The following is a 24,701-nucleotide window of genomic DNA, read 5'->3' on the forward strand; positions in this document are numbered from 1 at the left end:
CATGTACGAGATGAAGCCGTGGATCCAGGGCGAATGGGGCGGCACCTACATGTGGAACTCGACCATCAACAAGTATTCCGACAACCTGAAGCCACCGGCGAAGCTGGAGCTGGGCAGCTACCCTATGCTGCCGGGCGCCACCGATGCGGGACTGTTCTTTAAACCGGCGCAGATGCTGTCGATTGGTAAATCCACCAAAAACCCGGAAGCGGCGGCGAAGCTGATTAACTTCCTGCTGAACAGCAAAGAGGGAGTGGATACGCTGGGGCTGGAGCGCGGCGTTCCATTGAGCAAAGCGGCGGTACAGTTCCTGACCGAAGACGGCACCATCAAGGAGAACGACCCGTCTGTTGCGGGCCTGCGCCTGGCGCAGTCGCTGCCAGCGAAGCTTACCGTGTCGCCTTACTTTGACGACCCGCAGATTGTGGCCCAGTTCGGGACGTCACTGCAGTATATCGATTACGGTCAGAAAACCGTGGAAGAGACGGCGGCTGACTTCCAGCGTCAGGCAGAGCGTATTTTGAAACGCGCGATGCGGTAAAAACCAAGCCGGGTGGCGGCTACGCCTTACCCGGCCTTCATGGGTTACAGGATCGTGTAGGCCCGGTAAGCGTAGCGCCACCGGGCGATAAAATCACACGCCGATGTTCCGCAATTTCTCCCCCGCCATCAGCTTGCGTTCAATGTGCTCCAGCGTCACGCCTTTGGTTTCAGGGATCAGCCAGAACGTCACGCCAATAAACGCCACGTTCAGCACCGTATAGAGCCAGAAGGTTCCCGCTGCGCCAATCGCATCCAGCAGCGTCAGGAAGGTCGCGCCGATGATCATGTTCGACACCCAGTTGGTGGTGGTGGAACAGGTGATACCAAAATCACGGCACTTCAGCGGCTGAATTTCAGAGCACAGGATCCACACCACCGGTGCGGCGCTCATCGCATAACCGGCGATGCACATCATGGTCATGCCGACGGAGAGCCACGACAGCCCGCTTGATGCGGTGCCGTTATCAAACTGCATCAGGCAGTAACCGAGGATCAGCGTACCGAGGGCCATCACGCTAAAGCCAATCTTCAGCGCCGGCTTGCGTCCGGCTTTATCCACGGTGAATACCGCAATAAAGGTGGCAAACATAAAGGTCAGGCCCACCACCAGCGTGGCAATCATCTGCTGTTCGGTGGTCGTAAACCCGGCCATTTTGAAGATGCGCGGCGCGTAATACATGATGATGTTCATCCCGGTGAACTGCTGCATCGCCTGGAGCAGCATGCCGAGGAACACCGCGCGGCGCACGTTGCGGTTGACCTTAAACAGCGCCCAGCCGCCCTGCTTCAGCTTCAGGCTTTCGCGGATTTCGTTCAGCTCTTCGCGCGCTTTTTCCGAGGTATCGCGCAGCATGCGCAGCACCTCTTCCGCCTCCACGTGACGCCCCTTTTGCGCCAGCCAGCGCGGGCTGTTCGGCAGGAAAATCACCAGCACGATCAGCACCAGCGCAGGCAGCGCCAGTACGCCCAGCATCGCGCGCCAGTTGCCGCTGTAGCTGAAGTACGTATCGGACAGGAACGCCAGCACGATGCCGAGCGTCACCATCAGCTGGTACATGCTGATCATCTTGCCGCGCACGTTCTCGCTCGCCATTTCGGAGAGGTACAGCGGCGCGGTATAAGACGCAATCCCCACCGCCACGCCCAGCAGCACGCGGGAGAGAAGCAGCACTTCCACATTCGTGGCAAACGCTGAGCCAATCGAGCCCGCGACGAACAGGATCGCCCCGACCATCAGGCTGTATTTGCGCCCGAGGCGAAACGACAGCCAGCCGTTAAACAGCGCGCCGATAGCCGCGCCGAGCATCATGCTGCTCACTACCCACTCCTGCAGGCGGTTACTCAGCGTAAAGTGATCGGTAATAAACGGTAGCGCCCCGGCAATCACGCCGATATCCAGACCAAACAGCAAACCGGCCACGGCTGCCGCAATAGAGACGAACTGATTCATGCGTCGGGTATCGCGCAACGCGGCGGGCATCAGGGTAGAGTCATTTATAGATGTCATATTTTTCCTGCCTCAACAGCAAAATTCGTTAAGTGAAATTACGAGATAGTGAAGAAAAGTGTCAGGCGGGAACTCGTGAAGATATGGATTATTTCGCTATGGCATCGCGATCTGTGATGGACATTACAATTTCAATTAATGCTGAAATGGCACCGTTTTTTATTAATCACCTAATATTTAAGCAATTAAAGTGTGATACGCGTCATTTATGATTTTTTAGTATGGATTTTTCATCTTATGTCATATGGATAATGGCAATTTTTAGCCAAAAAAAACCTCCGCCCGAGGGCAGAGGTTCGTCACGAAGGCAAGATTAACGCGCCAGCCACCCGCCGTCGACGGCCACGGTGTAGCCGTTGATGTAGTCAGAAGCCGGGGATGCCAGGAAGACAACCGGCCCCATCAGATCGCTCGGCAGACCCCAGCGTCCCGCAGGGATACGCTCCAGGATTGCCGCGCTGCGCTCTTCATCCGCGCGCAGCTGCTGGGTGTTATTGGTCGCCATGTAGCCCGGCGCAATCGCGTTAACGTTGATGTTCTGCTGCGCCCACTCGTTGGCCAGCAGACGGGTGACACCCATCACCGCGCTTTTCGACGCGGTGTAAGACGGCACGCGGATGCCCCCCTGGAAGGAGAGCATGGAGGCGATGTTGATGATCTTGCCGCCTTTGCCCTGGGCGATAAAGTGCTTCGCCGCGGCCTGAGACATAAAGAACACGCTCTTAATGTTCAGGTTCATGACGTCGTCCCAGTCGCGCTCGCTGAAGTTGATCGCATCTTCACGACGGATCAAACCCGCGTTGTTCACCAGGATATCGATGTGTCCGAATTCCGCCACCGCGCGATCCAGCAGTTCAGGGATCGCGTCGATTTTACGCAGGTCGGCGGTCAGGCTCAGGAAGCGGCGGCCCAGCGCGGTGACGCGCTCGATGGTTTCGGTAGGCTCAACAATGTTGATACCGACAATGTCGCAGCCCGCTTCCGCCAGGCCTAGCGCCATACCCTGGCCCAGCCCGGTGTCACAACCGGAAACCACAGCCACTTTACCCTGCAGAGAAAATGCATCCAGAATCATGTTTGTTCCTTAATCGTTCAGCGCCTGTCACCAACAGGCAGGTTTATGCTTCACTGCCTGCGACTAGCGCAGATCCTTAACAGCGACATGGTCCATGTCATCAAAGACCTGGTTTTCACCGACCATTCCCCAGATGAAGGTATAGGCTTTCGTCCCCACGCCTGAGTGAATGGACCAGCTTGGCGAAATCACCGCCTGCTCGTTGTGCATCACGATATGGCGGGTTTCCTGAGGCTGCCCCATCATGTGGAATACGCAGGCGTCTTCATCCATGTTGAAGTAGAAATAGACTTCCATGCGGCGCTCGTGGGTATGGCACGGCATGGTGTTCCACAGGTTGCCCGGCGCGAGCTCGGTCAGCCCCATGCTGAGCTGGCAGGTTTCCAGCACGTCCGGAACGAAGTATTTATTGATGGTGCGGCGGTTGCTGGTGAGGTTATCGCCCAGCGTGACCGGCGCGACGTCCGCTGGCGTCACTTTTTTGGTTGGGTAGGTGGTATGCGCCGGTGCGCAGTTGTAGTAGAACTTCGCTGGCTTACCGCCGTCAATGCTGGCAAAGACCACTTCCTTCGCCCCTTTACCGACGTACAGCGCGTCGCGATGGCCAATCTCGTAGCACTGGCCGTCGACGGTAACGGTGCCCGGCCCGCCGATGTTGATCACCCCCAGTTCACGACGCTCAAGGAAATAGCTCACGCCCAGCTGTTTACCCACTTCTCCACCCACGGAGACGGTTTTCGCCACGGGCATAATGCCGCCCACAATGATGCGGTCGATGTGGCTGTAGACCATGGTGTACTTGTCGGCTTCAAATACCTGTTCCACCAAAAACTCTTTACGCAATCCCTGCGTATCCAGCGCCTTAGCATGCGCACTGTGGATGCTTTGTCTGATGTCCACGTTGACCTCCAGAAATGATCGTGCCCGAGGGCAAAGATGATTAACGAAACGACGTTCCGTTTTCTTGATGAGCACATAGTATCCGCTGAGATTTGGCTTTTCAATTGCATTTAAAACAACGTTTCACTTTTTCTGCATCTTAATACCGAAAATGATGTTTCGATCACGATAATGCCAGAACATCCTTATCTATCCCGATGATTCTTACGAATTGCGCCACCAGTCACACATAATGAAACAATGTTTTGATAATTTAACACCCAGTTTTTAACTCAACCTCATCCAAAGGAGTGCATTATGGCTAAAGGTATGCGGGTCAAGCTGAACTACGAGGTCAGCCGCGATCCGGATACAGGCGTGGAAGTCACCCGCCTGACCCCCCCGGAAGTCACCTGTCATCGCAACTACTTTTACCAGAAGTGCTTCTTCAACGACGGCAGCCATCTGCTGTTTGCAGGGGCGTTCGACGGCCACTGGAACTACTACCTGCTGGATCTGAAAAAGGCCGAAGCGGTACAGCTGACGGAAGGCGCGGGGGATAACACGTTTGGTGGTTTCCTTTCGCCGGATGACACCGCCTTCTACTACGTGAAGAACGATCGCACCCTGCTGGAAGTGGATTTGCAGACGCTGGAAGAACGCGAAGTGTATCGCGTCTCTGACGACTGGGTCGGTTACGGCACCTGGGTTGCCAACAGCGACTGCACCAAACTGGTGGGTATTGAGATCGCTAAAAGCGACTGGACGCCGCTGAACGACTGGAAGATTTTCCACGACTTCTTCCACAAGGGGCCACACTGCCGCCTGCTGCGCGTGGATCTGAAAACGGGTGCAAGCGCCACTATCCATGAAGAGAAGAACTGGCTGGGTCACCCTATTTACCGTCCGTTCGACGACAACACGGTCGCCTTCTGCCACGAAGGCCCGCACGATCTGGTCGACGCGCGGATGTGGCTGGTCAACGAAGACGGCAGCAACGTGCGCAAGGTCAAAACACATGCAGAAGGCGAAAGCTGCACGCACGAATTCTGGGTGCCGAACGGATCTGCGCTGGTGTACGTATCGTATCTGAAGGGTCAGCAGGGTCGCACCATCTCCCGTTTTAACCCGGAAACCGGCGTTAACGAGGAAGTGATGCAGATGCCCGCCTGCTCGCATCTGATGAGTAATTTTGACGGCACGCTGCTGGTGGGCGACGGTTCCGGCACGCCGGTCGACGTGAAGGACACGGGGGGTTATACCATCGATAACGACCCGTACCTGTATGCCTTCGACGTCGCAAAAAAAGCCTGGTTCCGCATCGCGCGTCACGACACCTCCTGGGCGACGGTGGCAAACAGCCGCCAGGTCACCCACCCGCACCCATCCTTTACCCCGGATGAAAAAGCGGTGCTGTACAGTTCCGATAAAGACGGCAAACCGGCGCTCTATATCGCGAAACTCCCCGAGCAACCTGAAATGTTGCATGCATGATTTGAGTTAGTGTTTCTGTAACTGGCCTTGCCCTCCGTTTCGGAGGGCTTTTTTTTGGTTGGTGGCGGCAGCCTGAATGGAGGGAATGACCAGGCCGGGTAAGCGCTAGCGCCACCCGGCATTTTTTATCTAAGGAGCTGGATTATCAGAAGGAGTAGGCCACGCCTAAACGGAAACGGGTCTGACGCTCGTCGGTGTCTTTTACGCCCACGTTCCCCACCTCAACATACGGTGCCCAGTTTTGATCCCATTTATAGGCCAGCTTGGCGTTATATTCGTTAGAATAATCTTTATTATTATTACGAATCATACCCTCGGTACTTTTCGCATAAACGTAATTCAGCTCGGTACGCCAGTCCCCCATGACCCAACCCACCCAGGCGTCGCCACGGTTAACTTTGTCATCGTCTTTATTTGAGCTGGATGGATAACGGGTATATTCGTAACGGTAACGTGCCGCCACGTAAAAACCATTATCGAAGCTGTATTGCAGGTGCAGGTTCGGTTTATAAATGGTACGGCTGTCATTACTCTCAATGGTGAATGCAGGCGTCAGCGCAATATTGTCGGTTGCTTTCCAGCGCCAGCTAATTTGGTCTTCATGACCGTTACCCACGACATCGGCAAACGGCTGATCGGCCTTGTCGCCACCGGATTTCCATTTCGCTTCAACGGAGAAGCCTACGCCGTTAGCAAAGCGGTGCGAGACCGAAACGCGGTCTGCGTTCGCGCCGTTATCAATATATTCATGGCGCAGATCGACGGTAACCGCCTGAGCCGCAAAAGACGCACCAATAAGAGAGGCAAGGACCAGAGATTTATTAAACATGAAAAAACCCTCAAATAAAATAGCGTTTCGTTTTTATGAAACTGAAGTTTATTTTTTAATAAACGTTATTTTAGTGATCGAGATCGTAATTATTTGTTTCATTTTTTTTGGCAAAGATGGACGTGATGCCAGTCAACAAAAGGGGATTATTAACCTTAAATTTCAGGGGAGAGATCACAGTAAGACGTTAGCGGGGAGAATAATACAGCGCGTTATTATTCCAGTCTGCATTGAGATTGAACTGATAATCGTAAAAACGTCAGGCTATGTGTAAAAAAAAACCTCCCGAGGGGAGGTTTACTTTTTGTAAGGGAGGGATCACCGTTCAATCGCCAGCGCCACCCCTTGCCCGCCGCCAATGCAGAGCGTGGCAATGCCTTTACGGGCGTTACGCTTTTTCATTTCATGTACTAAGGAGACCAGTATACGGCAGCCGGACGCGCCGATAGGATGCCCGAGCGCGATAGCGCCACCGTTGACGTTGACCCGCAGCGGATCCCACTCCAGCATTTTGCCCACCGAGATCGCCTGCGCGGCAAAGGCTTCGTTGACTTCAATCAGATCCACATCGCTAAGCTGCCAGCCCGCGCGCTCCAGACAGCGCCGTGTCGCATAGACGGGGGCGATCCCCATCAGTGCCGGATCCACTCCCACGCTGGCAAAGGCTTTAATGCGTGCGAGCACGGGAAGATCCAGCTCCTGCGCTTTGCTTTCGCTCATCATCATCACGGCCGCAGCGCCATCATTAATGGAAGAAGCATTCCCTGCGGTCACCGACCCCAGCGTTTCAAAGGCCGGGTTGAGCTTCGCCAGCCCTTCCGCGCTGGCATCGGTGCGCGGCTGTTCGTCGGTATCCACCATCACGGCTTCACCGTTCTGACGCTGGGTGCTGACCGGGACGATCTCATCGCGAAACCGTCCGGAATCAATTGCGGCGCGGGCTTTTTGCTGCGAGCTGAGCGCGTAGGCGTCCTGAAGCTCGCGGCTGATGCCATATTCACGCGCCAGGTTTTCCGCCGTGACGCCCATATGATAATCGTTGAACGCATCCCACAGGCCGTCATGCACCAGGCTGTCGAGCAGCTGGCTGTTTCCAAGCTGCGCGCCGGTGCGGCTGTCGGTCAGAACGTGCGGCGCGCGACTCATGTTCTCCTGCCCGCCGGCAATCACCACATCCGCCTCGCCGCACTGAATGGCCTGGGTGGCGAGATGCAGCGCTTTTAAGCCGGAACCACATACGTCGTTGATGGTAATGGCGGAAACCGTGTTGGGCAGCCCGCCTTTCAGTGCCGCCTGTCGGGCAGGATTTTGCCCGGCTCCGGCGGTCAGCACCTGGCCGAGGATCACCTCATCGACTTCATGGGCGGCAATCCCGCTGCGTTCCACCAGCGCTTTCACCACCACGCTACCCAGATCGACAGCCGAGTGGCGCGCTAATGCCCCCTGAAAACAGCCGATAGCTGTACGCAACGCACCCACTATAACGACATCTTTCATCACGACCTCAGTGTTAAATGACCTGACGATAGTAGAGTATTGTTATCAACAATTATCGCGATTGTTTAAAATTAGTGAGTTAAATCACAAGGATCAGCGCGCATCCTGCAAATACTGCCGCAGCCAGCTTCCGGCGACGCCAGGGGGAGATCGTTTGTTCCAGAGCAGATCGACACCAATCGCGCGCGGCCAGCCGGGGACGTTGAGCTGCACCAGTGATTTCGCCGCCGCAAATTCATCGACCAGCGCACAGGGCAGTACACACCAGCCAAATCCCTGAACCGCCATACTCAAGAGTAACAGGTAATTCGGCGCTGACCAGACCGGCCCCCGGGCAAGGGTGGCTTCGCGTTCGAGATAGGTGCTCAGGCGCAGCTCTCGCCAGCCCTGTAGCTCATCAGCCCTGGTTTCGTGTTGCCCGGCAAGCGGGTGTTCCGCGCTGACGTAAATCGCCATCCGGGTCTGCAGGGGGAGCCGGGTCACGCCGATATCGGTAGGATAACTGCCGCGCGCTTCCGTCAGGCCAATTTGCGCCCTCTCCTTCTGCAGCAGATCGATGACATCCTCTTCTTCGCCAATCAGACATTCGAATTCCGTATGCGGAAAACGCTGGTCGAATTGTTTCATCAGGTTTTCAAGCACGTCCGGGTTGAGCGTATCGGAGAGCACAAACGTCAGCCGCGCCTCGGTCTGCGCGGTTAACGACACCGCCAGCTCGTCGAGCCGCGCGCTGGCGGCCAGGATCGACTGCACATAGCCCAGCACCTGCTCACCCTGGGCGGTTAACACCGGCTGGCGCGCCGAGCGGTCAAACAGATCAAACCCGAGATCGGCTTCCAGGTTGGCAATGGACGTGCTGATCGTGGACTGGCTTTTACGCAGGCGGCGAGCGGCGGCGGAAAAGGAGCCTGCGGCAACGGTCTCGACAAACGCGGTGAGGGCTTCAGGGGAATAGCGCATGAACTATCTACTTTATCGATGGATACCATCTTTAATATATCAGCTTTAGCGATAAAAATAGGCCGCATCGACGCCCATCCTGGCGAATGAATGAGGTCACTATGCAACATCAAGATGCACTCCACCGTAAACTGCCGGAGCGGATCTTCCATGCCGTCTGCTTTGAAGGGATTGCCACGGCGATCCTTGCCCCAACCGCAGCCTGGCTTATGCAGCGCTCCGTGGTGGAAATGGGTGGGTTAACCATTATCCTGGCGACCACGGCGATGCTGTGGAACATTATCTATAACTTTGGCTTCGACCGGTTCTGGCCCGTTCAGCGGGTCAAACGCACGGCGAAAGTGCGCGCCCTGCACGCCCTGGGCTTCGAATGCGGGTTTATTGTGATTGGCGTGTCCATTGTCGCCGCCGTTCTCGGCGTGACCTTGCTTCAGGCATTCACGCTGGAAATAGGTTTCTTCCTGTTCTTCCTGCCGTACACCATGTTCTATAACTGGGCGTACGATACCCTGCGCGAAAAATTCCTTAAGCGTCGCCAGCAGCGACGCGCCCTGGCTGGCTAAACGGCCTCTGGCCGGACGCCCGTTCCGGCCAAACTCCTTCGAAGCAACTGCGCTCTCCACGCATAATTATGGTAAATTGCACGCCATTCTGATGGTTTGATAGTTGAAACGTTGCTCTAATGTCGAAAATTTGGTCAAAAGATGAGACTCTCTGGAGTTTCGCTCTCTATGGCACGGCCGTGGGCGCAGGAACGCTGTTCTTGCCCATTCAGCTGGGCTCCGCAGGCGCCATTGTCCTGTTTATTACCGCCCTCGTGGCCTACCCATTAACCTACTGGCCGCACAGAGCGCTGGCGCAGTTTATTCTGTCGTCAAAGACAAAAGGTAATGAGGGGATCACCGGTGCCGTTTCCCACTACTACGGCAGAAAGATTGGGAATCTGATCACCACGCTCTATTTCATCGCCTTTTTTGTGGTGGTGCAGATTTATTCCGTGGCTATCACCAACTCGCTAACCGAGCAGCTGGCAAAACAGATGACCGTGGATACCGCCGTTCGCGTGCTGGTCAGTTTTGGCGTGGTGCTGGTCCTGAATCTGATCTTCCTGATGGGACGGCACATCACCATCAAAGTGATGGGATTCCTGGTGTTTCCGCTGATTGCCTATTTTCTGTTTGTCTCGCTGTACCTGACGGGAAGCTGGCAGCCCTCGCTGCTCACCAGCCAGATGGCGTTCGATCGGCATACGTTGCATCAGGTGTGGATCTCGATCCCGGTGATGGTTTTCGCCTTTAGCCATACCCCGATTATCTCGACGTTCGCGGTTGACCGTCGTGAGAAGTTCGGTGACGAGGCCATGGGTAAATGCAAGAAAATCATGAAGGTGGCGTATCTGATTATCTGCCTGAGCGTGCTGTTCTTCGTGTTTAGCTGCCTGCTCTCTATCCCGCCGTCGTACATTGTGTCGGCGAAAGAGCAAGGGGTCACGATCCTGTCAGCGCTGTCGATGATGCCCTCTTCGCCTGCATGGTTGGGCATTTCCGGGATTATTGTGGCGATTATCGCGATGTCGAAATCGTTCCTCGGCACCTATTTCGGGGTGATTGAAGGGGCGACGGAGATTGTCAAATCGTCGCTGAATCAGGTGGGGGTCAAAAAGAGCCGCGCCTTTAACCGCGCGATTTCCATTCTGGGCGTGTCGTTGATCACCTTCGCGGTCTGCTGCATCAATCCGAACGCCATTTCGATGATTTATGCCATTAGCGGCCCGCTCATCGCCATGATCCTGTTTATTATGCCGACGCTGTCGACGTACCTGATCCCGTCGTTGAAGCCGTATCGTTCCATCGGCAACCTGCTGACGCTGATCGTCGGCGTGCTCTGCGTGTCGGTGATGTTTGTCGGATAAGCCCGCGGTGCCCGGCGCAAGGCCGGGCACCTCTCTCACGCCCGGATATCGTCATATTCCCGCGTATTATCAAATTCATGTTTGGCAAACGGGCACAGCGGGATAATTTTACGGTTTTCACCGCGCATCTTCTCCACCACTTTCGCCACCAGCTGCTTACCCACGCCCTGCCCTTTCAGGCTCTCGTCCACGTCGGTATGTTCAATGATGCTCAGGTGTTCACCGGTCGGAACAAAGACAATCTCCGCCACCTGGTTCCCGTCTGCATCATTAACGTAAAATTTGTTATGGCCTTCCAGAATATCCATGGTTCCTCGCTTATTTTTGGCGATATTTCAGCGCGCCGCTCGGGCAGGTATCAATCACGCGTATGACGGTCTCAACGTCTACTTCATCCGGCACGATCCACGGCTTACGTTTCAGGTTGAATAGCTTCGCGCTGCCGCGCACGCAGTTTCCTGAATGTTTGCAGATCCCGGTATTGAAGAAGACGTCGATCTTCTCACCGGTGTAGGCCCGGTATCCCGCTTCCAGTAGCTCTTTATCCACGACATAGCCTCTGTTGTTATTATGTTGGTGAATGGGTTATAGCACAGGAAAGCGGGAGGCGGTTAGCGTCGGTAAGCGAGCGATCGTACCAGTCTGTCGCCGAGTTTCTGGATAGTCTGCATAATTCCCGCCACCAGCGCGGGCAGCACTTCAGGTTTTAAAGAAAGGTTTTGCGCTGTTAAGGATCGCCCTACAACCGGGTGAATTCCACAACGGGTAATGAGCGATTTTGCACTGTGCTCATCGTTTTTCCAGCTTATGACAATACGCTTATCTTGCGATTTCGTCACATAGCGCACTAATAAGAGGTGAACATTATTTCACTGACTCTTTCAATAATGACCACTTTTATTTATAAATAAAGCCTGCATCTACCCCCAAATAATTACCTCATTATATTTCCCACCTTGAGAACATTCTCATTGCGCACGCTGCCGTTTCATTCTCTTTCGCGCAATTTGTAAACTCATGTAATTCATTTTCGCGGCTGGTTTACGCTAAAAAAACCCCGCACTAAGCAGCAGGCGCCGATGAATCGAACCAGTAAGCAACGGATATCGTAATCATTTATTCTCCACACAGCTGTAAAATAACGAAGCGGTATATTCCACAGAGGCAACCACCTTGCACCAAAATAAAGCGAAACTGTAATTTGACTCTTTCAGCATAACGACTAATGTTAATTCCTGAACGACAAATGATACGAATTAAAAAATCGTATCTCCTGACATAAACGCAACAAGAGGGTTGATATATGGCAGAACATCGTGGTGGTTCCGGTAATTTCGCTGAAGACCGTGATAAAGCATCTGAAGCTGGACGTAAAGGCGGCCAGCACAGCGGTGGTAATTTCAAAAACGATCCGCAACGCGCGTCTGAAGCAGGTAAGAAAGGGGGACAGAATAGTCACGGCGGGGGCCGTAAATCTGATAACTCCTGATCTTATTTAAGTCTCTTATAAATAAACCAGAGAGCATGCTGCGGGCCTGCAGGCTCGCAGTACCCTTTACTTATTTAACCGGAGCGTAAATATGAACATGAAAAGTATCGAAGACGTTTTTATTCATCTTCTGTCCGATACCTATAGCGCAGAGAAGCAGCTCACCCGAGCACTCAGCAAGCTCGCCCGTGCTGCATCCAGTGAGAAGCTGAGCGCCGCATTTACGGCTCACCTTGAGGAAACGCAGGGGCAGATTGAGCGTATTGACCAGATTATCGAGCAGGAATCCGGTCTTAAGCTGAAGCGAATGAAGTGCGTGGCGATGGAAGGGCTGATTGAAGAGGCCAATGAAGTCATTGAGAGCACTGAGAAAGACAACGTACGTGATGCCGCATTGATTGCCGCAGCGCAAAAAGTGGAACACTACGAAATTGCCAGTTACGGTACCCTTGCCACATTAGCTGAGCAACTGGGCTATAAAAAAGCCGTTAAGCTTCTTGCCGAAACGCTTGAAGAAGAGAAAGAAACCGATCTTAAACTCACCGATCTGGCCGTAGGGAATATTAACCAAAAAGCGCAAAAATAACGCTTTAATACAGGTTAAATAAAATGAGCATCAGTCCCAGGACAATTAAACGGTGCCATTTAGCGGCAGCTATAATATGGCTCATTCTCGCCATACCCTCCATTATCTGGTGGAAGAATAGCGTGCTCTGGGTCATTGTCATCAGTATTTACGCAAATATAGTCGGCCACTTATCTGGCTATACTGCCGCGCGTGCCGACCAGGCTGCTGAAAGTGAGACCAAATAACCACGCCAATGCAGAGGAAATAATGATGAATCACGTAGAACACTACCATGACTGGCTACGCGATGCCCATGCGATGGAAAAGCAAGCCGAATCTATGCTGGAATCCATGGCCAGCCGTATTGAAAATTATCCCGATTTACGTGCTCGTATTGAACAACATATTAATGAGACAAAACGCCAAATCACATTGCTGGAAGAAATACTCGACCGCAATGATATTTCACGTTCGGTTTTAAAAGATTCAATGAGTAAAATGGCAGCCCTTGGACAGTCCATTGGCGGCATGTTCCCTTCCGATGAGATCGTAAAAGGATCTATCAGCGGCTATGTTTTCGAGCAGTTCGAAATTGCCTGCTACACCTCCCTGCTGGCGGCCGCCAAAAAAGCGGGTGATACCGCCTCGATACCCGCCATTGAGACCATCCTGGCGGAAGAGCGCGAAATGGCCGACTGGCTGATTCGCCATATTCCGCAAACGACGGAACAGTTCCTGCTGCGCTCTGACGCGGACGGCGTTGAAGCGAAAAAATAACTGGAGAGGGAGAGTCTATGTTCCGACACGTAAAACAGCTGCAGTATACGGTTCGCGTTGCCGAACCCAATCCGGGCCTGGCCAATCTTTTGCTGGAGCAGTTCGGCGGGCCGCAGGGCGAGCTTGCCGCCGCCTGCCGCTACTTCACTCAGGGTTTGAGCGATGACGATCCTGGCCGCAAAGATATGCTGATGGATATCGCCACTGAAGAGTTAAGCCACCTCGAAATTATCGGCACTCTGGTCGGTATGCTTAACAAAGGGGCCAAAGGCGAGCTGGCGGAAGGCGTTGAAAGCGAAGCGGAACTGTATCGGTCAATGACCGAAAACGGCAACGACAGCCACATTACGTCGCTGCTTTACGGGGGCGGCACGCCGCTGACCAATTCGGCGGGCGTGCCGTGGACCGCAGCCTACATCGACACCATTGGCGAACCGACCGCCGACCTGCGCTCTAACGTGGCGGCGGAAGCCAGAGCCAAGATCATTTATGAACGGCTGATCAACGTGACGGACGATCCGGGGGTTAAGGATGCGCTGGCGTTTCTGATGACGCGTGAGGCGGCGCATCAGCTCTCGTTTGAGAAGGCGCTGCAGTCCATCCGCAATAATTTTCCACCCGGAAAACTGCCGCCAATCGAGGAGTACACCAACAAGTACTACAATATGTCTGAAGGTGGAGAAGTTCGCGGAAGCTGGAACAGCGATAAGCATTTCGACTACGTCGAATCTCCCCAGCCAGCGGTTGACGGAGGAGACGGCAGTGCAAGCGTAACGCTGACGAAAGAGCAGGCTACGCTGGTTAAAGCGATGTCTGCACGCACGAAGTCCGATCCGAACGCCGATCCGCTAACCGGCGCCGAGCTTGGCGCAGGGAAGAAAAAACCGTAATCGGTTTTGCCAGGTAGCCTGACGCTGCCTGGCAATTCTCGTTAGCCCTCCTTTCCAGAGGTACGGCCCATGTTCGAACTCGATGCATTTCATCTGGCCAGAATACAGTTCGCCTTTACCGTCTCGTTTCACATCCTTTTTCCTGCCATCACCATCGGGCTTGCCAGCTATCTGGTGGTGCTCGAAGGCATGTGGCTGCGCACCAAAAACGACGTCTGGCGCTCGCTGTACCATTTCTGGCTGAAGATTTTTGCCGTCAACTTTGGCATGGGCGTGGTGTCCGGGCTGGTGATGGCTTACCAGTTCGGAACCAACTGGAGCGGGTTCTCGCAGTTTGCAGGCAGTATTACCGGCCCGCTACTCACCTATGAGGTGCTCACCGCCTTCTTCCTCGAAGCTGGTTTTTTGGGCGTGATGCTGTTCGGCTGGAACAAGGTCGGCCCTGGCCTGCACTTCTTCGCGACCTGCATGGTGGCGCTGGGTACGTTAATGTCCACCTTCTGGATCCTCGCTTCCAACAGCTGGATGCACACCCCGCAGGGCTTCAGCATACAGAACGGCCAGGTGATCCCCGAGGACTGGCTGGCAATCATCTTTAACCCCTCCTTCCCCTATCGGCTGATCCACATGTCTATCGCCGCCTTCCTGAGCAGCGCGCTGTTTGTGGGCGCGTCCGGCGCGTGGCATCTGCTGCGCGGCAACGACACGCCCGCCGTGCGCAAAATGTTCTCGATGGCGATGTGGATGGCGCTGCTGGTCGCCCCCATCCAGGCGGTGGTCGGCGACATGCACGGCCTGAACACGCTGGAGCACCAGCCCGCCAAAATTGCCGCCATCGAAGGCCACTGGGAGAACCCGCCGGGCGAAGCGACGCCGCTGCTGCTGTTTGGCGTGCCGGATATGGACGAGGAGCGCACCAAATACGGGCTGGAGATCCCCGCGCTCGGCAGCCTGATCCTGACGCACAGCCTCGATAAACAGGTTCCCGCCCTGAAGGACTTCCCGAAAGAGGATCGCCCGAACTCCCTGATTGTCTTCTGGTCGTTCCGCGTCATGGTCGGGATGGGGCTGCTGATGATTGCGCTTGGCGCGCTCAGCGTGTGGCTGCGCTATCGGCACCGGCTGTACCACTCGCGTCCGTTCCACTGGTTTGCCCTCTGCATGGGACCTGCCGGGCTGCTCGCACTGTTGGCCGGCTGGGTGACCACCGAAGTGGGCCGTCAGCCGTGGGTGGTCTACGGCTACCTCCGCACCATCGACGCGGTATCGCTGCACAGCACGCTGCAGATGAGCATCAGCCTGCTGGCGTTTATCGTGGTCTACTGTTCGGTATTTGGCGTGGGCTATGTCTATCTCGTTCGGCTAATTAAGAAAGGGCCGCAGCCTGTTGGCACGCTGACCTCTAACACCTCGGGCACCCCTGCCCGTCCGCTGTCTGCCGCTGAATCGGTTCCCGAAGAGGAGAGAAGCTGATGGGCGTTGATATCTCAATTATCTGGTTTGCGATCATCGTCTTCGCCACGCTGATGTACATCATCATGGACGGCTTCGATCTCGGGATTGGGATGCTCTTCACCTTTGTGGGTGATGCGAAAGAGCGCGACGTGATGGTAAACAGCGTGGCCCCGGTCTGGGACGGAAATGAAACCTGGCTGGTGCTGGGCGGTGCGGGGCTTTTTGGCGCGTTTCCGCTGGCCTATGCGGTGATCGTTGATGCGCTGACCATTCCGCTTACCGCCATGCTGATTGGCCTCATCTTTCGCGGCGTGGCATTCGAATTTCGCTTCAAGGCGACGCCGTCGCACCGCAAATTCTGGGACTACTCCTTTGCAGGCGGATCGCTGCTCGCCACCTTCAGCCAGGGTATCGTCGTGGGCGCAATGATCAACGGCTTCGACGTGGAAGGCCGCCGCTTCGTGGGCTCATCGCTGGACTGGCTGACGCCGTTTAACCTGTTCTGCGGGCTGGGGCTGATCGTCGCCTATACCCTGCTGGCGACGACCTGGCTCATCATGAAAAGCGAAGGCGCGCTGCAAAACCGCATGCGCGAACTGACCCGCCGCGTGCTGCTGGCGCTGGTTGGGGTTATCGCGGTGGTCAGCATCTGGACGCCCCTTGGCTGGCAGTATGTGGCCGACCGCTGGTTCACCCTGCCGAACTTCTTCTGGTTCCTGCCGGTTCCCCTTCTGGTGGCGGCGTTTAGCCTGTGGATCTGGCGGCTGACCCGTAATCCAGACAGCCACGCCCGCCCGTTCCTGCTCACCCTGGGACTCATCTTCCTCGGGTTTAGCGGGCTGGGCATCAGCCTGTGGCCGCATATCATTCCGCCGCGTATTACCCTGTGGGAGGCCGCCGCGCCGCCTGCCAGCCAGCTGTTTATGCTGGTCGGAACGCTGCTGATTATTCCGGTGATTCTGGTGTACACCGCCTGGAGCTACTACGTCTTCCGGGGCAAAGTGTCTGATACGGAAGGCTATCACTGAGGGACGTTATGGCTGGCTGGCATACACGAGCGATTATTTATCAGATTGATACCGCCCTGTTTTACGATCTCAACGGCGATGGCTGCGGGGACATCGCCGGAATTGGGGCCAAGCTGCGCTACATCCGCCGGATGGGGGCAACGGTTATCTGGATCACCCCGTTTTATCTGACGCCGTTTCTCGATGAGGGCTACGACGTCAGCGATCACCTGCAGGTCGACCCGCGCTTTGGCAAACTGAAGGATATCATCGCCTTTATCGAGCAGGCGCGCGAGCTGGGTATGCAGGTGATTATCGAGCTGCTGATCCAGCATACCTCGGACGCGCATCCCTGGTTTCAGGAGGCCCGCCGCAACCCGCACTCCCCTTTTCGCGACTATTACCTGTGGTCCGATAACGACGATGACGACACGCCGCCCATGTTTCCCGGCGTGGAGAAAAGCATCTGGTCATGGGACGAGGAAGCCGGACAATACTACCGGCATATGTTCTATCGCCATGAGCCGGACCTGAATCTGGCCTCGCCTGCCGTACTCAAAGAGATCGACAACATCATCCTCTTCTGGCTCAAGCTTGGCGTATCGGGCTTTCGCCTGGATGCGGCGTCTCATCTGACAAAGCAGGCGGGGCGAGGGGATGAGAAAAAGGGGTTGTGGATCCTCGAACATATGCGTCAGTTGATTGAGCAACACAACCCGGATGCGATCCTGCTCGGGGAAGTGGACGTCGAGGTCGAGGAATATAAAGACTACTTTGGTGATAACGATCGCCTGAATCTGGTGCTGAACTTCTGGCTCAACAAGTATTTTTACGTCAGCCTGGCCGAGAAAAGCGCCCACCCGCTGTGCAAGGCGGTGAAGAAAATGATCGTGCCGCCGGATTCCTGCTGTTTCGCCAACTGGCTGCGCAATCATGACGAGCTGGATCTGGAGGGGATCGGCAAAAAGGAGAAGCAGACCGTTCTCGATACCTTTGCCCCGGATGACAACATGAACGTGTACCAGCGCGGTATTCGCCGCCGTCTGGCGCCGATGGTGAATGGCGATCAAAAACGGCTGGCGTTCTGTCACGCGGTACTGTTCTCGCTGCCGGGCGTACCGGTGATGCGCTACGGGGATGAAATCGGCATGGGTGACGATCTGGAGCTGGAAGAGCGCTACGCCGTCCGCACCCCCATGCAGTGGGCGGGCTCGCAGGGCGGCGGCTTTTCGGATGCCGACCCCGACACCTTTATCGCCCCTATTATCGATCGCGGTCCTTTTCGCTATCAAAAAATCAACGTGGCGGATTCCCTTCTACACCGCAACTCGCTTCTGCATCGCATCATTGATATTGCCAATACGCGTTCAGAGTTCCCGGAAATTGGCATGGCACCGTTTCGACTCATCAACATCGACAACGATGCAGTCCTGGGGCTCTATTATGAAACCGACGAGCGCAGCATTCTGACCTTCGTGAACTTCAGCGACGAGGCGGTTCAGTTCACCGCGAAGGGGATCCGGCACGCCACCTGGACCGCCTGTCTGGCAGACAAACGGTACGAGGATGCGCTCGTGCCCGGTAAAACAGTTGAGCTGAGCATCGGCGGGTACGGCTACCGCTGGTTCTGGACCAACCGCACCGCGCTGCGCTGACTATTTTTTCCGGGTCGTCAGCAGGCGAGCCATGACCAGCCCCGCGACCGCAAGCGAACCGAGCAACACTTTCCCCGGCATGCCGGAGGAGACGGTCGTGGCGCGATCCTTCGCTTCGGCAGAAAAACGTCCATGGATTTTGTGCAGATCGTTGACCGGCTGATCCAGATAGTCCCGGCGGTCTTCGGCGTTCAGTTTATCGGTCATCTGCCCTTCCCAGGCTTTTTTGACTATCAGCCTGTCAAGAAAACCGGGGAAGAGAAACTGCCCGACAATCGACTGAACGGTACTGCTGCCCACCCAGAGTTCACGCACCGGTTTCTGCGCAACCTTAAAAATGGCGCTGGCCGCCACTTCGGGCTGGAAGACGGGCGGAACGGGGCGCATCGCCCAGGCAAATTTGTTTCTTGCCCAGTCAAACTGCGGCGTATTGAGACCCGGCATCTGCACCATCGACAGGTGAACCCGGCTGTTTTCGTGCATCAGTTCGGTACGCACCGCGTCGGTGAATCCGCGGATTGCGGCTTTTGCGCCGCAGTAGGCCGACTGCAAAGGGATGGAGCGGTAGGCCAACGCGGAGCCGACCTGAATAATCACCCCGCGATCGCGAGGCACCATCAGTTCCAGCGCGGCGCGGGTGCCGTTCACGTAACCCAGATAGGTGACCTCCGTGACGCGACGAAATTCGTCGGGCGTCATCGTGCGAAACGGAGCCAGCACGGCCCCCATCGCGTTATTGACCCATACGTCAATGGCACCGAGGCGATACTCAATGTCGTTGGCGGCATCGACCACGGCCTGACTGTCAGCCACGTCGGCCTGCACGGCATACGCATTGACGCCAAAGCGACGCAGCTCCTCTTGCGTGGAGTGCAGGCTCTCTTCCTCGCGGGCAATAATACCCACATCGTAACCCGCTTTTGCAAAGTGCAGCGCCGTCGCTTTCCCCACCCCTGCCGTACCGCCGGTAATGACAACTACAGCCATACAACCTCCGCTATTATTTCAAGCCAGATAGTTTCTCGATCAGTTCAGATAAGGCATAACGGACCGCTTTTTCCACCACATCCTGGCATTCACCGGAAAAGTGCACGGTGCTCGTTTCCGTACGCTCGCCTAAATTCCAGGCGAAGCAGACGGTTCCGGCGGCCGTACCGTCATCCCCGCCTTCTGGCCCCGCATAGCCGCTGATGGCGATACTGATATCGGCCTGCGCAATGTCGCGAATTTTCGCTGCCATTTCGGTGACCGTTTGTTCACTGACGGCGGTGAAGCGCGCGAGGGTTTCATGACGAACGCCCAGGATCCTCTCTTTCGCCTCATCGCTGAACACCACCATCCCGACATCATAGAATTCCGCCGTGTTCTCCTCGGCGCAGAGCGCAACCGCCAGATTGCCGCCCGTGCAGGATTCCGCCGTGGTCAAACGCAGCCCTAAATCCGTGAGTTTAGTCGCTAGCTTTTTCGTTAACTCCCCAACGGTTTCATTTTTGTCATGCTCCAGATTATGCATACCGGTGCCTCTTAATTTTCAAAAGGAATGATTGAAATATGACCATTCCTTTCCAGAATAGCGTATTTAATTTCCTTTAAATCCGTCACGCCGTTATTTTGACGCGCTGAAACCAGAATATCATCGCAAGAAACATCCACTTTTTTAAGCTTATCCATTAGTGGAATACCGTTCTCCACCAATATAACCGGCGTGCCATCCAGAATATTTTCAACGGGAGAAAAATACTTTTTCATTAAGCCAAATATAATATCTACCACCACCAGCGTGGTGATGGTAATCATCGCACCGGTTACCGAAAAATCTTGTCCCAACAGCGCCTGCTGCGTCGCTTCACTGATTATGAGCAGCAGGATCAGGTCGAAGCTGGTCATTTGCAGAAGCGCGCGCCGCCCAGCCACTTTGAATACCACGACCAGGAAAAGATAAATGGCCAGGGCTCGAAAGACCATATCCATATTCGCCTCCTAAGGGTAAATGAACTGCCAGAAGCGAATTTCTGGCTCGTTGTTTACACGAATGACATTTGCCCACTTCCCCGCTTTCGACGGCGTCAGAAATAGCCTGATGGTAAATTTTTCATTATGGGTTAGGCGGTTATAGACAAAAAACAGCGTGTCTCCCCGACTGTACATGCTGTCAGGCTGTGGCCAGATGCTGCCCGGTTCATAGACATCATCGCTCTCGCTCGCCATGCTGATAACGTATTCCCCCTGGGTTTTTACCGGGAAGGTGATCTGTAGCGGAAACTCTGTTTCCCGGCGTCCAAAACGCTCGTAGTTGAGGGTGAGCGTTTTTGCCGAATTGATTTTCTCAGTATCACTGACCGCTCCGCTCGAAAACAGACCGGCAATCGCCGCGATAATAATAGCCAGCAGCAGGATAAAACCCAGCTGCCGAAATGCATACTCGAACCTCAGCAAACGATAACTTTCATTTATCCCGGGCAGCTTTTCATTTTTACGATTCATCGTCGCCCTCACCGCTCCGCTTATTTATCGAAATTTATGATTTCTATAAGCAAATGCTTTTAGGACTTATCACATTTGCCACATAAAGGAATAGCAACAATACTTAATAAGTCAAGACAGCCAAAATGAAGGATATCGGATGAAATTATCAGTCATTTCAGCCTTATTAATATTACTGGTTCCCGCTGCCTGGGCAGATAATAACGGCGGGTTACAAAAAGGCGAAGCGCCCCCTCCGCCTCATGCGCTGGACGACGGTTATCGGGGCACGGATGACGCGCGGATTATGACCATTAATCAGGCAAAAGGAATGCATGACGGCGCAACCATCTCGCTGCGTGGAAACCTGATCGACGGAAGCGGCGACAAATATGTTTTCCAGGATAAAACAGGAAAAATAGACGTCATCATCCCTAAAGCGGTATTTGACGACAGAACCGTCAAACCCGATCAGATGATCAGTATTAACGGCTCACTGGATAAGAAATCATCACCTCCGGTGGTGCGCGTCGATCATCTGCAGAAATAAATTCAGCGAAGCGTTAACGCTGTCACTATCCATCAAATCTCACCCCTTGGCCTGTAAGGAGTCAGCAATGAGTGATACCACACAACGTACCAACGCTTACCCAAAACCGCCGTTCCCGGAGCAGCCGCAAACGCCGCCGGGTCTGGCGTCCGAGATGCAGCCCGTACCCGATCACGGGGAAAAGAGCTATAAAGGGCATGGCCGACTGGCCGGGAAGAAGGCGCTGATCACCGGCGGTGATTCAGGTATTGGCCGCGCCGTGGCGATTGCCTATGCCCGCGAAGGCGCCGATGTCGCTATTAACTATCTGCCCGAAGAGGAGCAGGACGCCGCTGAGGTGATTGCGCTGATCGAAGCCGAAGGGCGGAAAGCCGTCGCGCTTCCCGGCGACGTGCGTGACGAGACCTTTTGCCAGAACCTGGTGGAAGAGGCCGTAGCTAAACTTGGCGGGCTGGATATTCTGGTCAATAACGCCGGTCGCCAGCAGTATCGCGAAACGCTGGAAGAACTCACCACCGAAGATTTTGACGCCACCTTCAAAACCAACGTCTACGCGCCCTTCTGGATCACCAAAGCGGCACTGCGTCACCTGAAAGCACCTGCGTCGATCATCAATACCTCCTCCGTGCAGGCGGTACAGCCGAGCGCCGTGCTGCTCGATTACGCGCAGACGAAAGCCTGTCTGGCGGTGTTTACCAAGGCCTTAGCGAAACAGCTGGGACCTAAAGGGATCCGCGTCAACGCCGTTGCGCCGGGGCCTTACTGGACGGTCCTTCAGTCCAGCGGCGGGCAGCCGATGGAGAAAGTAAAACACTTTGGTGAGAGCTCCCCGCTGGGACGTCCGGGCCAGCCCGTTGAAATCGCGCCGCTGTACGTGACGTTAGCCTCTGACGAATGTTCGTTTACCTCCGGGCAAGTGTGGTGCTCGGACGGGGGCGATGGGACTATCTAAAAATAAAAAAGGCTGCGTAAGCAGCCTTTTCTTCATCTTTCTTCGTCTACGGGGTGACGATGTTGAACCAGAAATCAAAGCTATCCATATAGCTCAGCAGTTCATCAAGCTTCGCCTGATTGCCCGTCACCGTTACATCCCCCTTCTCCTGCGCCTGTTTAAGCGTGGTCTCCTTGAGGATGATTTTGTTCAGCGTATCGCGGCTGAGCGTGATTGAGGCATCCGCCTCTTTTGCGACCGCATTCGCGCTGTGATTCAGCACGCCGTTCTCAAGCTCCAGCTTGTAATGACCGCCATCTTTACCCAGGTCAACGTTGAACACCCCTTTTGCGTTCGCCGCTCTCATGCCGTTGATGTGCACCCCGAGGAAATCAAAGAACATCTCCGGGGACATGGCGCGAACCGTATCCGGGCTGGCGGTATTCGGCGTCGGCAGCTTCTGAACGCCGTTACGAAGCTCCTGCGCGCCGGTCAGATAGAAGTTACGCCACGGGCCCGACTCCGCCTGATAGCCCAGCTGTTCGAGCGCGTCAGCTTCCAGATTACGCGCCGCTTTGTTTGTGGGATCGGCAAACACAACCTGACTTACAACCTGCGCGACCCAGCGGTAGTTACCCTGCGCATAGTCGGCTTTGGCTTTTTCGAGGATGGCGCTGGCGCCGCCCATATAGTGAACATATTTCTTCGCGGCCTCGGCGGGCGGGAGTTCGTCGAGCGTTGCCGGATTCCCGTTGAACCAGCCAAGGTAAAACACATAGGTCGCTTTCACGTCATGGCTTACCGAGCCGTAGTAGCCGCGGCCCGACCAGGATTTGGCTAATCCGTCCGGCAGCGCAAAGCTGGCCGCGATTTCATCACGCGTCAGCCCTTTGTTCGCCAGCCGCAGCGTCTGGTCATTAATATAACGGTACATATCGCGCTGGCTTTTCATCAGCTTCACCACGTTGTCGTTGCCCCACGTCGGCCAGTGGTGCTGCGCCATGATGATTTCAGCCTTATCGCCCCAACGCTCAATGGCGCTGTTAATGTATTTCGACCAGGCCAGCGGGTCGCGGATCTTCGCCCCGCGTAAGGAGTAAGTGTTATGCAGCGTGTGGGTCACATCTTCCGCCGCTTCAATCATCTTCTTCTCTTCAACGTACCACAGCATTTCAGACGGCGCTTCTGACCCCGGTGCCATCATAAAGTCATACGTCAGACCGTCGATAACCTCTTTCTGACCATCTTCGGTGATGTAATGAGTCGGCTCGATCAGCGTCACCGTCCCGGCAGACGTGGTCGTCCCAAGACCCGCGCCAACCTGGCCTTTTGCGTCCGGCTTCAGCAGGTTGCCGTACATATAGCTGGCGCGGCGGCTCATTGCATTCCCTGCCATGATGTTCTCGGAGACCGCTTCTTTCATAAAGCCCGCCGGGGCATAGACTTTCACTTTTCCCGATTTTACATCGGCTTCGTCGACCACGCCGCGCACGCCGCCATAGTGGTCAACGTGGCTATGGGTATAAATCACCGCCACCACCGGACGTTTACCGCGGTTTTTATAATAGAGATCCATCCCCACTTTGGCGGTTTCGGCAGAGACCAGCGGATCGATAACCGTGATCCCCTCTTTGCCTTCCATGATGGTCATGTTTGACAGGTCGAGGTTACGGATCTGGTAAACACCGTCCGTCACTTCGAACAGGCCGCTGATGTTAATCAGCTGCGCCTGACGCCACAGACTTGGGTTAACCGTATCCGGCGCTTTTTGCCCTTCTTTGATAAAAGCGTATTGCTGCGGGTTCCAGATAATATTGCCCTTCTCACCCTTAATGACATCCTGTGGCAGCGGAGCAATAAAGCCTTTATGGGCGTTGCTGAAATCGGTTTTATCAAAAAAAGGCAGTTGGCCATACAGCGCATCATTTTTTGCTTTCGTTTGGGCGGTAGCTTCTTTTGCCGTTGACTGCGCCATGGCAGGCGCAGCCACCAGCGATGTGGATAACAGACCGGCAATGGTCATTGCGTTAACGAGGGTTTTCAGTTTCATAAATCCTCCACACGTCATAATTACGTTCGGATATGTGTTTAGGAAATAAGGTTACCAGCCAATTATTTCTTTCCCCATTCAAATAACATTTAAAAATAAACAAATTTAATCTGTCGCCGTTATTGCTGGTCAGGATAATGTTCACTCCATTTATTCACTCCAGGATAACC

At 54.9% G+C, this 24,701-nt stretch carries 26 protein-coding genes and 1 pseudogene; 14 read left to right on the forward strand and 13 right to left on the reverse strand.

Annotated features, from left to right (window positions below; translation table 11 throughout):
- A pseudogene (locus tag K5E19_RS14945) lies at window positions 1-541 on the forward strand (ABC transporter substrate-binding protein); the annotation flags it as partial.
- Between the two features lie 93 nt (window positions 542-634).
- On the opposite strand, the gene K5E19_RS14950 reads toward K5E19_RS14945, so the two are convergent.
- The 3 genes from K5E19_RS14950 to kduI form a co-directional block, all read right to left on the reverse strand.
- Window positions 635-2,050 carry a sugar porter family MFS transporter gene (locus K5E19_RS14950; protein ID WP_221551941.1) on the reverse strand — a complete coding sequence of 472 codons (1,416 nt, stop codon included), beginning with the start codon at window positions 2,048-2,050 and terminating at the stop codon, window positions 635-637.
- Between the two features lie 313 nt (window positions 2,051-2,363).
- Entirely contained in the window at window positions 2,364-3,125 is a 762-nt protein-coding gene (kduD, locus tag K5E19_RS14955) for a 2-dehydro-3-deoxy-D-gluconate 5-dehydrogenase KduD (RefSeq protein ID WP_221551942.1), read from the reverse strand.
- Between the two features lie 63 nt (window positions 3,126-3,188).
- Window positions 3,189-4,025, reverse strand: a complete 837-nt coding sequence (gene kduI / locus K5E19_RS14960) for a 5-dehydro-4-deoxy-D-glucuronate isomerase (RefSeq protein WP_221551943.1) — start codon at window positions 4,023-4,025, stop codon at window positions 3,189-3,191.
- Between the two features lie 297 nt (window positions 4,026-4,322).
- On the opposite strand from kduI, the gene K5E19_RS14965 reads away from it, so the two are divergent.
- Entirely contained in the window at window positions 4,323-5,498 is a 1,176-nt protein-coding gene (locus K5E19_RS14965; protein WP_221551944.1) for an oligogalacturonate lyase family protein, read from the forward strand.
- A gap of 145 nt (window positions 5,499-5,643) precedes the next feature.
- On the opposite strand, the gene K5E19_RS14970 is transcribed toward K5E19_RS14965, so the two are convergent.
- The 3 genes from K5E19_RS14970 to K5E19_RS14980 form a co-directional block, all read right to left on the reverse strand.
- Window positions 5,644-6,327: an oligogalacturonate-specific porin KdgM family protein gene (locus K5E19_RS14970; RefSeq protein WP_221551945.1), complete on the reverse strand. Its 684-nt coding sequence runs from the start codon at window positions 6,325-6,327 to the stop codon at window positions 5,644-5,646.
- Between the two features lie 318 nt (window positions 6,328-6,645).
- Window positions 6,646-7,824 carry an acetyl-CoA C-acetyltransferase gene (locus K5E19_RS14975; protein WP_089600353.1) on the reverse strand — a complete coding sequence of 393 codons (1,179 nt, stop codon included), beginning with the start codon at window positions 7,822-7,824 and terminating at the stop codon, window positions 6,646-6,648.
- A 93-nt stretch (window positions 7,825-7,917) separates the two neighbouring features.
- The gene (locus K5E19_RS14980) at window positions 7,918-8,784 is read right to left on the reverse strand and encodes a LysR family transcriptional regulator (RefSeq protein WP_221551946.1); all 867 of its coding nucleotides are present in this window, start codon (window positions 8,782-8,784) and stop codon (window positions 7,918-7,920) included.
- 101 nt (window positions 8,785-8,885) lie between these two features.
- Between K5E19_RS14980 and K5E19_RS14985 the strand changes: the two genes are divergently transcribed.
- Together K5E19_RS14985 and K5E19_RS14990 are read left to right on the forward strand one after the other, a co-directional pair.
- Window positions 8,886-9,347: a multidrug/biocide efflux PACE transporter gene (locus K5E19_RS14985; protein WP_042718447.1), complete on the forward strand. Its 462-nt coding sequence runs from the start codon at window positions 8,886-8,888 to the stop codon at window positions 9,345-9,347.
- A gap of 119 nt (window positions 9,348-9,466) precedes the next feature.
- A complete protein-coding gene (locus tag K5E19_RS14990) occupies window positions 9,467-10,696 on the forward strand; it encodes an amino acid permease (RefSeq protein WP_221551947.1) in 1,230 nt (409 codons plus the stop codon).
- Window positions 10,697-10,731: 35 nt separating this feature from the next.
- Here K5E19_RS14990 and K5E19_RS14995 read toward each other — a convergent pair whose 3' ends face one another.
- On the reverse strand, window positions 10,732-11,004 hold the full coding sequence (locus K5E19_RS14995; RefSeq protein ID WP_010435212.1) for a GNAT family N-acetyltransferase: 273 nt from the start codon (window positions 11,002-11,004) through the stop codon (window positions 10,732-10,734).
- Between the two features lie 10 nt (window positions 11,005-11,014).
- Complete coding sequence (gene yjdI / locus K5E19_RS15000; RefSeq protein ID WP_221551948.1) at window positions 11,015-11,245, reverse strand: 4Fe-4S mono-cluster protein YjdI; 231 nt, start codon at window positions 11,243-11,245, stop codon at window positions 11,015-11,017.
- 754 nt (window positions 11,246-11,999) lie between these two features.
- On the opposite strand from yjdI, the gene K5E19_RS15005 reads away from it, so the two are divergent.
- The 8 genes from K5E19_RS15005 (at window position 12,000) to K5E19_RS15040 (ending at window position 18,537) form a co-directional block, all read left to right on the forward strand.
- On the forward strand, window positions 12,000-12,185 hold the full coding sequence (locus K5E19_RS15005; protein WP_004136767.1) for a general stress protein: 186 nt from the start codon (window positions 12,000-12,002) through the stop codon (window positions 12,183-12,185).
- A gap of 91 nt (window positions 12,186-12,276) precedes the next feature.
- The gene (locus tag K5E19_RS15010) at window positions 12,277-12,771 is read left to right on the forward strand and encodes a ferritin-like domain-containing protein (protein WP_221551949.1); all 495 of its coding nucleotides are present in this window, start codon (window positions 12,277-12,279) and stop codon (window positions 12,769-12,771) included.
- Between the two features lie 23 nt (window positions 12,772-12,794).
- Window positions 12,795-12,998 carry a hypothetical protein gene (locus tag K5E19_RS15015; protein WP_221551950.1) on the forward strand — a complete coding sequence of 68 codons (204 nt, stop codon included), beginning with the start codon at window positions 12,795-12,797 and terminating at the stop codon, window positions 12,996-12,998.
- A gap of 25 nt (window positions 12,999-13,023) precedes the next feature.
- Complete coding sequence (locus K5E19_RS15020; RefSeq protein WP_010435238.1) at window positions 13,024-13,530, forward strand: ferritin-like domain-containing protein; 507 nt, start codon at window positions 13,024-13,026, stop codon at window positions 13,528-13,530.
- 17 nt (window positions 13,531-13,547) lie between these two features.
- Window positions 13,548-14,420 carry a manganese catalase family protein gene (locus K5E19_RS15025; protein ID WP_221551951.1) on the forward strand — a complete coding sequence of 291 codons (873 nt, stop codon included), beginning with the start codon at window positions 13,548-13,550 and terminating at the stop codon, window positions 14,418-14,420.
- Between the two features lie 69 nt (window positions 14,421-14,489).
- Window positions 14,490-15,893: a cytochrome ubiquinol oxidase subunit I gene (locus K5E19_RS15030; RefSeq protein WP_010435240.1), complete on the forward strand. Its 1,404-nt coding sequence runs from the start codon at window positions 14,490-14,492 to the stop codon at window positions 15,891-15,893.
- Window positions 15,893-16,903 (forward strand): cytochrome d ubiquinol oxidase subunit II, encoded by a 1,011-nt coding sequence (cydB, locus tag K5E19_RS15035; RefSeq protein WP_221551952.1) that lies wholly within the window; start codon window positions 15,893-15,895, stop codon window positions 16,901-16,903. Before K5E19_RS15030 ends, cydB begins: the two co-directional genes overlap by 1 nt.
- 8 nt (window positions 16,904-16,911) lie before the next feature.
- Window positions 16,912-18,537 carry an alpha-amylase family protein gene (locus tag K5E19_RS15040; protein ID WP_221551953.1) on the forward strand — a complete coding sequence of 542 codons (1,626 nt, stop codon included), beginning with the start codon at window positions 16,912-16,914 and terminating at the stop codon, window positions 18,535-18,537.
- Here K5E19_RS15040 and K5E19_RS15045 read toward each other — a convergent pair whose 3' ends face one another.
- From K5E19_RS15045 to K5E19_RS15060, 4 genes are read right to left on the reverse strand one after another with little or no spacing between them, the layout of a single operon-like run.
- Window positions 18,538-19,524 carry an SDR family oxidoreductase gene (locus tag K5E19_RS15045; RefSeq protein WP_221551954.1) on the reverse strand — a complete coding sequence of 329 codons (987 nt, stop codon included), beginning with the start codon at window positions 19,522-19,524 and terminating at the stop codon, window positions 18,538-18,540.
- A 13-nt stretch (window positions 19,525-19,537) separates the two neighbouring features.
- Entirely contained in the window at window positions 19,538-20,050 is a 513-nt protein-coding gene (locus tag K5E19_RS15050; RefSeq protein ID WP_126815930.1) for a 2-oxo-tetronate isomerase, read from the reverse strand.
- Between the two features lie 11 nt (window positions 20,051-20,061).
- On the reverse strand, window positions 20,062-20,508 hold the full coding sequence (locus tag K5E19_RS15055; protein ID WP_221551955.1) for a DUF421 domain-containing protein: 447 nt from the start codon (window positions 20,506-20,508) through the stop codon (window positions 20,062-20,064).
- A 9-nt stretch (window positions 20,509-20,517) separates the two neighbouring features.
- On the reverse strand, window positions 20,518-21,021 hold the full coding sequence (locus K5E19_RS15060; protein ID WP_221551956.1) for a hypothetical protein: 504 nt from the start codon (window positions 21,019-21,021) through the stop codon (window positions 20,518-20,520).
- 139 nt (window positions 21,022-21,160) lie between these two features.
- On the opposite strand from K5E19_RS15060, the gene K5E19_RS15065 reads away from it, so the two are divergent.
- Both K5E19_RS15065 and K5E19_RS15070 read left to right on the forward strand, forming a co-directional pair.
- On the forward strand, window positions 21,161-21,550 hold the full coding sequence (locus K5E19_RS15065) for a YdeI family stress tolerance OB fold protein (protein WP_042714533.1): 390 nt from the start codon (window positions 21,161-21,163) through the stop codon (window positions 21,548-21,550).
- A gap of 67 nt (window positions 21,551-21,617) precedes the next feature.
- On the forward strand, window positions 21,618-22,502 hold the full coding sequence (locus K5E19_RS15070) for an SDR family oxidoreductase (RefSeq protein ID WP_221551957.1): 885 nt from the start codon (window positions 21,618-21,620) through the stop codon (window positions 22,500-22,502).
- A 46-nt stretch (window positions 22,503-22,548) separates the two neighbouring features.
- Here the strand turns inward: K5E19_RS15070 and K5E19_RS15075 are convergent, their stop codons facing one another.
- On the reverse strand, window positions 22,549-24,531 hold the full coding sequence (locus K5E19_RS15075) for an alkyl/aryl-sulfatase (protein ID WP_221551958.1): 1,983 nt from the start codon (window positions 24,529-24,531) through the stop codon (window positions 22,549-22,551).
- Window positions 24,532-24,701 lie beyond the last annotated feature (170 nt).

The sequence above is a fragment of the Enterobacter sp. RIT637 genome (assembly GCF_019718755.1).
Classification (GTDB): Bacteria; Pseudomonadota; Gammaproteobacteria; order Enterobacterales; family Enterobacteriaceae; genus Enterobacter.

What these genes read in the sequence shown, in the direction of transcription:
- K5E19_RS15030 (WP_010435240.1), top strand. Translation starts at nt 14,490, where the DNA reads ATGTTCGAACTCGATGCATTTCATCTGGCCAGAATACAGTTCGCCTTT.
- K5E19_RS14985 (WP_042718447.1), top strand. Translation starts at nt 8,886, where the DNA reads ATGCAACATCAAGATGCACTCCACCGTAAACTGCCGGAGCGGATCTTC.
- K5E19_RS15005 (WP_004136767.1), top strand. Translation starts at nt 12,000, where the DNA reads ATGGCAGAACATCGTGGTGGTTCCGGTAATTTCGCTGAAGACCGTGAT.
- K5E19_RS15060 (WP_221551956.1), bottom strand. Translation starts at nt 21,021, where the DNA reads ATGAATCGTAAAAATGAAAAGCTGCCCGGGATAAATGAAAGTTATCGT.
- K5E19_RS14970 (WP_221551945.1), bottom strand. Translation starts at nt 6,327, where the DNA reads ATGTTTAATAAATCTCTGGTCCTTGCCTCTCTTATTGGTGCGTCTTTT.
- cydB (WP_221551952.1), top strand. Translation starts at nt 15,893, where the DNA reads ATGGGCGTTGATATCTCAATTATCTGGTTTGCGATCATCGTCTTCGCC.
- K5E19_RS14980 (WP_221551946.1), bottom strand. Translation starts at nt 8,784, where the DNA reads ATGCGCTATTCCCCTGAAGCCCTCACCGCGTTTGTCGAGACCGTTGCC.
- K5E19_RS15075 (WP_221551958.1), bottom strand. Translation starts at nt 24,531, where the DNA reads ATGAAACTGAAAACCCTCGTTAACGCAATGACCATTGCCGGTCTGTTA.
- K5E19_RS15045 (WP_221551954.1), bottom strand. Translation starts at nt 19,524, where the DNA reads ATGGCTGTAGTTGTCATTACCGGCGGTACGGCAGGGGTGGGGAAAGCG.
- K5E19_RS15025 (WP_221551951.1), top strand. Translation starts at nt 13,548, where the DNA reads ATGTTCCGACACGTAAAACAGCTGCAGTATACGGTTCGCGTTGCCGAA.
- K5E19_RS14990 (WP_221551947.1), top strand. Translation starts at nt 9,467, where the DNA reads ATGTCGAAAATTTGGTCAAAAGATGAGACTCTCTGGAGTTTCGCTCTC.
- K5E19_RS15070 (WP_221551957.1), top strand. Translation starts at nt 21,618, where the DNA reads ATGAGTGATACCACACAACGTACCAACGCTTACCCAAAACCGCCGTTC.
- K5E19_RS15065 (WP_042714533.1), top strand. Translation starts at nt 21,161, where the DNA reads ATGAAATTATCAGTCATTTCAGCCTTATTAATATTACTGGTTCCCGCT.
- K5E19_RS15015 (WP_221551950.1), top strand. Translation starts at nt 12,795, where the DNA reads ATGAGCATCAGTCCCAGGACAATTAAACGGTGCCATTTAGCGGCAGCT.
- K5E19_RS14950 (WP_221551941.1), bottom strand. Translation starts at nt 2,050, where the DNA reads ATGACATCTATAAATGACTCTACCCTGATGCCCGCCGCGTTGCGCGAT.
- K5E19_RS15010 (WP_221551949.1), top strand. Translation starts at nt 12,277, where the DNA reads ATGAACATGAAAAGTATCGAAGACGTTTTTATTCATCTTCTGTCCGAT.
- K5E19_RS14995 (WP_010435212.1), bottom strand. Translation starts at nt 11,004, where the DNA reads ATGGATATTCTGGAAGGCCATAACAAATTTTACGTTAATGATGCAGAC.
- K5E19_RS14965 (WP_221551944.1), top strand. Translation starts at nt 4,323, where the DNA reads ATGGCTAAAGGTATGCGGGTCAAGCTGAACTACGAGGTCAGCCGCGAT.
- K5E19_RS15040 (WP_221551953.1), top strand. Translation starts at nt 16,912, where the DNA reads ATGGCTGGCTGGCATACACGAGCGATTATTTATCAGATTGATACCGCC.
- K5E19_RS14975 (WP_089600353.1), bottom strand. Translation starts at nt 7,824, where the DNA reads ATGAAAGATGTCGTTATAGTGGGTGCGTTGCGTACAGCTATCGGCTGT.
- kduD (WP_221551942.1), bottom strand. Translation starts at nt 3,125, where the DNA reads ATGATTCTGGATGCATTTTCTCTGCAGGGTAAAGTGGCTGTGGTTTCC.
- K5E19_RS15020 (WP_010435238.1), top strand. Translation starts at nt 13,024, where the DNA reads ATGAATCACGTAGAACACTACCATGACTGGCTACGCGATGCCCATGCG.
- K5E19_RS15055 (WP_221551955.1), bottom strand. Translation starts at nt 20,508, where the DNA reads ATGGATATGGTCTTTCGAGCCCTGGCCATTTATCTTTTCCTGGTCGTG.
- K5E19_RS15050 (WP_126815930.1), bottom strand. Translation starts at nt 20,050, where the DNA reads ATGCATAATCTGGAGCATGACAAAAATGAAACCGTTGGGGAGTTAACG.